Source organism: Sphingomonas sp. CCH9-E2 (genome assembly GCF_001557215.1).
Lineage (GTDB): Bacteria > Pseudomonadota > Alphaproteobacteria > Sphingomonadales > Sphingomonadaceae > Sphingomonas.
Genome location: NZ_LSJM01000004.1, coordinates 19,410 through 27,040, shown reverse-complemented (window position 1 = coordinate 27,040; position 7,631 = coordinate 19,410). Strand labels below are relative to the sequence as shown.

Genomic DNA, 7,631 nt, shown 5'->3' with positions numbered 1-7,631 from the left:
CAGCTTGACCGTCGCCGCGGTCATCAGCGCGGCGACGGTCAAGCTGGGCGGGCAGGTGGCGTTCAACCTGATCCTGCTGGGCGAGGCGTCGGCCTATCCGCACGGCACTGGCAAGCCGCAGCGGGTGGTGAAGGGTGAGGTCGTGCTGATGGATTGTGGCGCGCGGGTCCATGGCTATGAAAGCGATATCAGCCGCACCTTCTTCCATGGCGAGGCGAATGCGGAGCAGCGCAAGGTTTGGGAACATGTCCGCGCGGGGCAGCAACGCGCCTTTGCCGCCGCGCAGCTCGGCACCCCGGCGGGCCGCGTCGATGATGCGGTGCGTGGATGGTATGCGACGCTCGGCTATGGCCCCGACTACAAGCTCCCCGGCCTGTCGCACCGCACCGGCCACGGCATTGGCATGGACGGGCACGAGCCGATCAATCTGGTGCGTGGCGAGATGACCAACCTGGCGCCGGGCATGTGCTTCTCGAACGAGCCGGGCTTGTATCTGCCGGGCAAGTTCGGCGTGCGGCTGGAGGATTGCTTCTATATGACCGAAGCGGGGCCGAAGTGGTTTAGTGTGCCGCCGGGGTCGCTTGAGGAGCCGATCGGGTGACCTATGAGGAAGCCTATAAGTGCCTCCTATCTGATCTCGAAAGCCGGGGTCTGCGGATCGTAGAACGCCGCTTTGACGATCGCCACTTTGGCAATTTCGGGATCCTCTTTCGGCGAAGAGGTTGGAAGCACGCGCTGATAAATGACCGTGGACAACTGGTCTGCGAGTCCCAACCGTGGTTTCGGCGGCGCACCCAGACGTTGGCCGATGACCTGGGTGCGGTGTCGTGCGCCGAACTGCGTGGTGTGCTGGATAACTTCCAATCACCCTGATCGAACCGTTTCGCTTGAGCGAACGCCTCGGCGCGCTTAAGTCGCGCAAATGACTTCGACCAACGATATCCGCCGCAGCTTCCTCGACTATTTCGAGGGCCAGGGCCATGCCCGAGTTCCGTCCGCGCCGCTGGTGCCGCATAACGATCCCACGCTGATGTTCGTCAATGCGGGCATGGTGCCGTTCAAGAACGTGTTCACCGGCCTGGAGACGCGGCCCTATACCACGGCGGCGTCGAGCCAGAAGTGCGTGCGCGCGGGCGGCAAGCATAACGATCTCGACAATGTCGGCTATACCGCGCGGCACCATACCTTTTTCGAAATGCTCGGGAATTTCTCGTTCGGCGATTATTTCAAGGAGCAGGCGATCCTGCATGCCTGGACGCTGCTGACCAAGGAATGGGGCCTGCCAGCGCACAAGCTGACCGCGACCGTCTATCACACCGACGATCAGGCGTTCGAGCTGTGGAAGAAGATCGCTGGGCTGCCCGAGGAGCGGATCATTCGCATCGCGACCAAGGACAATTTCTGGGCGATGGGGTCGGATGGTCCGTGCGGGCCGTGTTCGGAAATCTTCTACGACCATGGCGACCATATCTGGGGCGGTCCTCCGGGCAGCTCGGAAGAGGATGGCGACCGCTTTGTCGAGATCTGGAACCTCGTCTTCATGCAGCATGTGCAGGAGGCAGACCAGATCGTCGGCGATCTGCCGAAGCCGAGCATCGACACCGGCATGGGGCTGGAGCGGATCGCGGCGGTGCTGCAGGGCGTGCACGACAATTACGACACCGACACGTTCAAGGCGCTGATCGCCGAGAGCGGGGCGCTGACGCAATCGGCGACGACCGGTGACAATCAGGCGAGCCATCGCGTGATCGCCGACCACATCCGCACCTCCGGCTTCCTCGTCGCCGACGGCGTGCTGCCGGCCAATGAAGGGCGCGGCTATGTGCTGCGCCGCATCATGCGCCGCGCGATGCGCCATGCGCATATCCTGGGCGCGAAGGAGCCGTTGATGCACCGCATGGTGCCGGCTTTGGTCGCCGAGATGGGCGGCGCCTATCCCGAACTGGTGCGCGCGCAGCCATTGATCGAGGCGACGTTGCTGCAGGAGGAGACGCGGTTCCGCCAGACGCTGGCGAACGGCCTCAAGCTGCTCGACGAAGCGACCGCGACGATGGACGAGGGCGATACCCTGTCCGGCGAGACCGCGTTCAAGCTCTATGACACCTATGGCTTCCCCTATGACCTGACCGAGGACGCGCTGCGGCCGCAGGGAATGAAGGTTGACCGCGACGGCTTCGACGCGGCGATGAAGCGGCAGAAGGACGCCGCGCGCGCCGCGTGGAAGGGCTCGGGTGCCAAGGCCAGCGACGAAGTATGGTTCGACATCGCCGAGGAACTGGGGAGCACCGAATTCACCGGCTATAGCTCGACCGAAGGCGAGGGACAGGTCGTCGCTCTGGTCAAGAACGGTGTCCGCGTCGACCACGTCGGCGCTGGGGACGAAGTGACGATCCTCACCAACCAGACGCCCTTCTATGGCGAAAGCGGCGGCCAGATGGGCGATGCGGGCACGATCGGCAACGACGTGGCCGAGGCGATCGTCAGCGACACGTCGAAGCCGCTCGGCCGGCTGCACGCGCATCAGGCGACGCTGGCGCGCGGCGAGATCAAGGTCGGCGATACCGTCAAGCTGGCGATCGATGTGACGCGCCGGGACGCGATCCGCGCCAACCATTCGGCGACCCATTTGCTCCACGCGGCGCTGCGCAACCGGCTCGGCGGCCATGTGACGCAAAAGGGGTCGCTGGTCGCGCCCGATCGTCTGCGCTTCGACTTCTCGCACCCCTCGGCGCTGAGCGCGGCGGAGATTGCGGACATCGAGGCCGAGGTGAATGCTGAAATTCGCGCGAACGAGACGGTCGGCACCCGGCTGATGACTCCGGACGATGCGGTCGCAGCGGGCGCTCTGGCGCTGTTCGGCGAGAAGTATGGCGACGAGGTGCGCGTCCTGTCGATGGGCCGCCTGACCGACAAACATTATTCGGTCGAGCTGTGCGGCGGTACGCACGTCAAGGCGACCGGCGATATCGCGGTGTTCAAGATCGTGAGCGAAAGCGCGGTCTCGAGCGGTGTACGCCGGATCGAGGCGCTGACCGGCGAGGCGGCGCGTACCTGGCTCAACGAGCGCGACGCGAAGCTGCGCGAGGTGGCGGCGACACTCAAGACGTCGCCCGATGAGGTCGGCGCGCGCGTTGCGGCGCTGGTCGAGGAGCGGCGGAAACTGGAACGCGAACTGGCCGAGGCGAAGAAGGCACTGGCCATGGGCGGCGGCGGGACTGCGGCTCCGGCTGGTCCCGAGCAGATCGGCGGCGTGAATTTCGTCGGCCAGATCCTCGACGGACTCGATCCCAAGGCGCTGCGCGGCGCGGTCGACGAGGCGAAAGGCCGGATCGGTTCAGCTGTGGTAGCTTTTGTCGCGGTAAATGAAGGACGTGCAGCGATCGCGGTGGGTGTCACCGACGACCTGACCGGCACCTTCAGTGCCGTCGAACTGGTCAAGCGTGGCGTTGCCGCGCTTGGCGGGCAGGGCGGCGGCGGGCGGCCGGACATGGCGCAGGGTGGCGGCCCCGAGGGCGGCAATGCCCAGGCCGCGATCGATGCAGTCAAGACGGCGCTTGCCGAGGAGAAAGCAACTGCGTGATCATGTTCTGAAGGCCGCCGCAATCGCAACGGCCCTCATCGCCGCCCCCGCCGCAACGGCGCAGGGCAAATTGCCCCCCTATCCCGAGGCGCTTAACTGCGCCGCGCTCACCAGTGCTGCGGCGCGTATCGGCAAGGGTACGCCGCAGGAATCGGTGCTGTTCGACCACCAAATCTTCTGGAGCATGGCGGCTGCCGATGCCGGGCGCGCCGCGGGCAAGACTGCGCGGGCCGTGGAGGCCGAGGCGAGCGCCGCATCGGGTGGCGCGGAGCAGCGGCTGCGCGCGCAGGATGGTGCTGCGACGTCCGCGCTGGCCGCATGTGTGGCGCGCGTTCCCGCCGTTCAGGACTGAACTCAACACAGGATTGCCCATGACCTTGCGCCGCCGTTCGTTCGTTCGGTCCATCGGCGCGGCAGCGCTGGCCAGCAGCATCCCCGCTGCCGCCCGCGCGGCGGCTGGGGCGACCACCGGATCGGGCGACGCGGCGCTGCGCATTTTGCTCGACCGGATTTTCAACGATCGCTTGATCGAAAGTCCGGAAGGGGCGACGTCGCTCGGCCTCGACACCGGCAAGAATGCGGCGTTGAAGTCCCAGCTGTCGGGGCGAAGCGCGGCGGATGAGTCGCGTGACCTGGCGCGCGCGAAGCGGGAGCTGGCTGCGATCCGGGCCATCGATCCGGCGACGCTGGGGGAGAATGCCCGGCTCGACTATGACATCGTCACCTATCAGCTCGAGCGCAGCATCGCCGGGCGTGAGCGCTTTGCCTATGGCTCGGCGGGTGGGCGCTATGCGCCCTACCGGCTGAGCCAGCTGACCGGCGCCTATCAGGATGTGCCGGACTTTCTGGACAATCAGCACCGCGTGCGCGACGCCGTCGATGCCGATGCCTATCTCTCGCGGCTTGAGGCATTTGCCACGGTGCTGGATCAGGAAAGCGAGCGCCAGCGCGCCGACGCCGCGCGCGGGGTGTTCGCGCCGGACTATGTGCTCGACACGACGCTGAAGCAGTTTGCCGCGCTGCGGGACAAGGCACCGGGCGCGTTCGGGCTGGTCACCGGGTACAAGGCGAAGCTGGAAGCGGCGAAGCTGCCGCCGGAACGCGGGGCGCAGGCGGAGAAGATCGTCGCGGACAAGCTGTTCCCCGCGATCGACCGCCAGCGGGCGTTGGTCACCGAGCTGCGCGCGCGTGCGGTGCATGATGCGGGCGTGTGGCGGCTGCCCGATGGCGAGGCCTATTACACCGCAGCGGCGGAGGCCGCGACGACAACGCGGCTTTCGGGTGACGAGATCCACCGCATCGGGCTGGAGCAGGTCGCCGAGATCAGCGGGCGGATCGACGCGATCCTGAAGGCACAGGGGATGCGCGACGGCACGGTCGGCGCGCGTCTGGTCGCGCTGAACGAGCGGCCCGATCAGCTGTTTCCGAATACCGATCCCGGCCGTGAGGCGCTGCTGGAAGCGCTGCGGGCGCAGGTGCGGGCGATGGAAAAACGCCTGCCCGAACAGTTCGCGACCCTGCCCAAGGCCCCGGTCGAGGTGCGGCGCGTGCCGCCCGCGATCCAGGCGGGTGCGCCGGGCGGCTATTATCAGGCGGCGACGCTGGATGGCTCGCGGCCGGGCATCTACTACATCAACCTGCGCGACACGTTCGACCGGCCGAAGTTCGGGCTGGCGACGCTGAGCTATCATGAGGCGGTGCCGGGACATCATTTGCAGGTGATGCTCGCTCTCGAATCGCAGGATATTCCGCTGATCCGCCGCCGCGGGGGCTTTAGCGGTTATAGCGAGGGCTGGGCGCTCTATACCGAGCAGCTGGCGGACGAGATGGGCATGTATGACGGCGACCCGCTGGGGCAGGTCGGCTATCTCCAGTCCCTGCTGTTCCGCGCCACGCGGCTAGTCGTCGACAGCGGCATGCACGCCAAGCGCTGGAGCCGCGAGAGGGCGACCGATTTCCTGATCGCCACCACCGGCATCGCGCGCGGCCGCAGCCAGGGTGAGATCGACCGCTACACCGTCTGGCCCGGCCAGGCATGCAGCTACAAGATCGGGCATACCGTGTGGGTCGAGCTCCGCGACGAAGCCAAGGCAAAGGCCGGGGCGGGCTGGGATCCGCGCCAGTTCCACGAGGTGCTGCGTAAGGGCGCGATGCCGCTCGACGTGCTGAAGCGCGTGGTGCGGGCGCGAATGGGGTAGGGGCGCTCAGGCCTCGACTTCACCCTTGCGCACCCGCCGGATGCGCGGTTCGCGCTCCAGGCCGGCGGCTTCCTTGATTGCCTTGCGCATCTCGTCGCGCTTTTCGTGGATCGACGCGATCACCGGGCCGACCGCTACGCCGAGGTCGACCAGTGCGGCCTCTGACAATTGCAGCGAGCTCTCCAGCGTCTCCGGCACCGCATCGGTCGCGCCGGCCTTGTACAACTCGGCGGCGTGCGCGGCGTCGCGGGCGCGGGCGATGATCGGGATGTGCGGGACCCAGCTGCGCACCCGGCGGGTCAAGCGCACCGTCAGCACGGGATCGTCCATCGTCAGGATCAGTGCCTTGGCATGGCCGAGGCGCAGGCGATCAACCAGTTCGGCGCGGGCGACATCGCCGAATATGACGCTATACCCCTCGCGCCGGGCCGCGGCCACGCCGTCGATGTCGGCGTCGACCGCGACATAGGGTTTGTCGTGCGCGCGCAGCATGTCGGCGACGGTGCGCCCGACTCGGCCAAAGCCGATGATCACGGTCCCGCCGGGGACGACCTCTTCCGCGCTCGCGTCGCTGCGCACGCCGTCGCGCTCCTCGATCTTGCGCGACGCAAAGCGGCCCGCTTGGGCGAGCAGCGGGGTGATGGTCAGTCCGATCGCGGTGACGGTCGTCCAGAACGCTGCCGTGGAAGGCTGGATCAGCCCAGCGGCGGCGGCGACGCCCAGCACGATCAGCGTGGTTTCCGACGGGCTCGCCATCAGCACCCCGGCCTCCGCCGCGGTGCCGGTGCGCGCGCCCGACAGCTTGAGCAGCGCCATGGTGACGCCGACCTTGATCGCCATCACGCCGATGATCGCGGCGAGCAACAGCGCCCAGTCCTGCACGATCATGCGCAGGTCGAGCCGCATGCCGACGGTGATCAGGAACACGCCGAGCGCCAGCCCCTTGAACGGGGCGGTGATAACCTCGACCTCGCTGTGGTAATCGGTCTCGGCAATCAGCAGCCCGGCGAGCAGCGCGCCGACGATCGGCGACAGTCCGACGACGGTGGTGGCAAGGCTGGCGACGATCACGACCAGCAGGCTGGCGGCGAGGAACAGTTCGGGCGACTTGGTCCGTGCGGCCTGAGCGAACAGCCGGGGCAGGAAGAAGCGGCCGCCCAGGAACAGCAGCGCGACCACCACGCCGCCGCGCAGCAGCGTCATCATGAAATCGCCAAGGCCGGCATCGCCCGCCGCCGGCGCCAGCGCGCCGAGCAGGAAGACGATCGGCACCAGCGCCAGATCCTCGAACAACAGCATGGCGAATGCGGACTTGCCGACCGCGCTGGTCGTCCCGGCAATCGGCAACACCAAAGCGGTGGACGATAGCGCGAGCGCGAGGCCGAGCCCGAGCGCGCCCGACCAGGGCTGGCCCATGACATAGAGGCCGACCGCGATCAGCGTGGCTGCGCCGAGCAGTTCGGCCGCCCCGACGCCGAAGACGAGGCCGCGCATCGTCCATAAGCGCTTGAACGAAAGTTCGAGGCCGATCGAGAAGAGCAGCAGGATGATGCCAAATTCGGCAAAGGGCTCGATCGACTCCGGGTCGGAAATGGTGAAGTAGAATAGCCAAGGGAATGCCTCGACCAATTGGCCCAGCCCCGCCGGACCGACCAAGGCACCGACCAGGATGAAGCCGATCACCGGGCTGATCCGGAAACGGGTGAAGGCCGGGATGACGATCCCCGCCGCGCCAAGGATCACCAGCGCGTCGCTGAAACCGTTATTGGACAGGTCGAGAGCCATGAACGCACCCTAGCGGGCGGCGAAACGATTTGTCACCGCCCTTGTGCGATGCAGTAAAGTGAACCCGC

6 protein-coding genes are annotated in these 7,631 nt (G+C 67.0%); 4 read left to right on the top strand and 2 right to left on the bottom strand.

Annotation, left to right across the window (positions count from 1 at the left end; translation table 11 throughout):
• Positions 1–601: M24 family metallopeptidase (locus AX681_RS00230; RefSeq protein WP_156455961.1), on the top strand; the 601-nt coding region annotated here is incomplete at its 5' end.
• 26 nt (positions 602–627) lie between these two features.
• Here the strand turns inward: AX681_RS00230 and AX681_RS21685 are convergent.
• A complete protein-coding gene (locus tag AX681_RS21685; RefSeq protein ID WP_156442743.1) occupies positions 628–864 on the bottom strand; it encodes a hypothetical protein in 237 nt (78 codons plus the stop codon).
• 58 nt (positions 865–922) lie between these two features.
• Here AX681_RS21685 and alaS point away from each other — a divergent pair, with 58 nt between their 5' ends.
• Genes alaS through AX681_RS00215 form a run of 3 tightly spaced genes read left to right on the top strand, consistent with a single transcriptional unit; the run spans position 923 to position 5,778 of the window.
• The gene (gene alaS / locus AX681_RS00225; RefSeq protein ID WP_066660193.1) at positions 923–3,580 is read left to right on the top strand and encodes an alanine--tRNA ligase; all 2,658 of its coding nucleotides are present in this window, start codon (positions 923–925) and stop codon (positions 3,578–3,580) included.
• Complete coding sequence (locus AX681_RS00220; RefSeq protein ID WP_156442744.1) at positions 3,555–3,932, top strand: hypothetical protein; 378 nt, start codon at positions 3,555–3,557, stop codon at positions 3,930–3,932. The genes alaS and AX681_RS00220 overlap by 26 nt, the downstream gene beginning before the upstream one ends.
• Before the next feature lie 25 nt (positions 3,933–3,957).
• Complete coding sequence (locus tag AX681_RS00215) at positions 3,958–5,778, top strand: DUF885 domain-containing protein (protein ID WP_066660242.1); 1,821 nt, start codon at positions 3,958–3,960, stop codon at positions 5,776–5,778.
• Positions 5,779–5,784: 6 nt separating this feature from the next.
• Here AX681_RS00215 and AX681_RS00210 read toward each other — a convergent pair whose 3' ends face one another.
• A complete protein-coding gene (locus AX681_RS00210; protein WP_066660197.1) occupies positions 5,785–7,563 on the bottom strand; it encodes a cation:proton antiporter domain-containing protein in 1,779 nt (592 codons plus the stop codon).
• Positions 7,564–7,631: the final 68 nt, after the last annotated feature.